Source organism: Planktosalinus sp. (assembly GCF_059864935.1).
Genome location: NZ_JCBCCK010000483.1, coordinates 1 through 1,914, shown reverse-complemented (window position 1 = coordinate 1,914; position 1,914 = coordinate 1). Strand labels below are relative to the sequence as shown.

Below are 1,914 nucleotides of genomic sequence, written 5' to 3'. Positions count from 1 at the left end.
CCTTTTACGGTGAGCATGGCATCGGGATTAGGGGTGTTTATTCCGATAAACCCGTTTTCGGCCTGCGTAATATTGGTGAAAGTTTTGTTATCCTGAGCAAATCCAATGGAAATAAAACAAAACAGGAATAGTACAATGATTATATTTTTCATAGGTGAATTATTAAGTTTTTACTGAATATCAGGCACTCATAAAATTAAGAATTTACTAATCTACAATCTTAACTTTCATTTTGCAAAATCCAACGCAACATTAACAAAAATCTCACGTTTAAAATGAAAATTTTACCCTGTTTACAATATCTTTGGGAACCATAAACCTAATAGCACTATGAACAAAAACCTCAACCTGATACTTGGCTGTTTTTTTCTTTTTTCCTCCCTAATTTTTGCCCAACAATCTGCCGTTCATACTGACGAGTTTGCATCATTTCAGCAAGCAGTAACTATGTACAACAATAAACAGTACAAAGCAGCTCAAGCTGCCTTTGCGCAACTCAAGCAAACGGCTTCAAAGGAGAGCTTAAAAGCCGACTGCGCTTACTACATTGCCAATGCCGCTATAAGAATGAATCAGGATGGGGCAGAGCAACTGATGGAAAGCTTTGTGACCGATTATCCCACAAGCCCACGCAGAAACAGTGCTTATATGGAGGTGGGAACATATTATTTTGAATCAGGTCGCTATCCGCAGGCAATAAGCTGGTTTGAACGTGCAGATACCCACAGCCTGAGTGTTTCCGAACGCGAAACCTTAAACTTTCAAATGGGATATGCCTATTTTGAAAGCCGCAAACCCACCGAAGCCCAAAAATACTTCAACCGCATTGTCAACTCAAGGACTTATGGCACTCAAGCCAAATATTATTTAGGCTATATGGCTTATGAAGGCGAAGACTACAGTCAGGCCACCCAATATTTTGATGCCGTTTCCGGAGACGAACGTCTTTCTGAAAACCTGTCTTACTTCCAGGCCGATATGAACTTCAAAATGGGCAACTTTGATGAAGCCATTCGTTTGGGAAAGGAGCAGTACGGAAAATCCAATGCACGTGAAAGGTCTGAAATTGCTAAAATCATCGGTGAAAGCTATTTCAATTTAGGGCAATATGAAGCGGCAATTCCTTATTTAAAAGAATTCCGCGGGTCACGCGGCAGATGGAGCAACACCGATTTCTATCAGTTGGGTTATGCCTATTATATGCAGAAAGACTATGAGAATGCCATTTCTGAATTCAACAAAATCATTGACGCCCGCAATGCTGTTGCCCAAAATGCCTATTACCATTTAGGTGATTCTTACCTGAAACAAAACAAAAAACAGCAGGCACTCAACGCCTTTAAAAATGCTTCCGAAATGAGTTTTAGTCCTCAGATTCAGGAAGATGCTTTTTACAATTATGCCAAGTTGAGCTACGAAATTGGGAACGCTTACAAACCCGTTCCGCAAGTGTTGACAGCTTTTTTGGAAAAATACCCACAAACACAAAACAAGGCAGAAATTGAAGACCTGTTGATTGATTCATACATCACCTCCAGAAACTACAAAGCCGCCATGGAACTGCTTGAAAACAACCGCAGTTTCAACAACAGGTTGGCTTATCAAAAAGTGACCTTTTTAAGAGGACTCGAACTCTATGAAGAAGGCAAATACAACGAAGCCAAGACACACTTTGAAAAATCCTTAAATGAACCCCGCGATGCCGCTTTTACTGCCAGAGCAACCTTTTGGAAAGCCGAAAGCGACTACCAGCTCAGCAATTTTAACGAAGCCGTGGTAGGGTTCAGACAATTTCAGCAGTTACCGCAGAGCCGAACAACTCCCGAGGCCAAAAACAGCAGTTACAACCTGGCATATACGCATTTCAAAATGAAAAACTATGGGGAGGCCATCACGGCATTTCAGCAGTTTCTT

Annotated in this window: 1 protein-coding gene; it reads left to right on the top strand. The window is 41.1% G+C overall.

Going from position 1 to position 1,914, the window contains the following annotated elements:
- Nucleotides 1–330: 330 nt before the first annotated feature.
- The coding region (locus AC6F75_RS14070; protein ID WP_500715720.1) for a tetratricopeptide repeat protein at nucleotides 331–1,914 on the top strand (1,584 nt) is incomplete at its 3' end.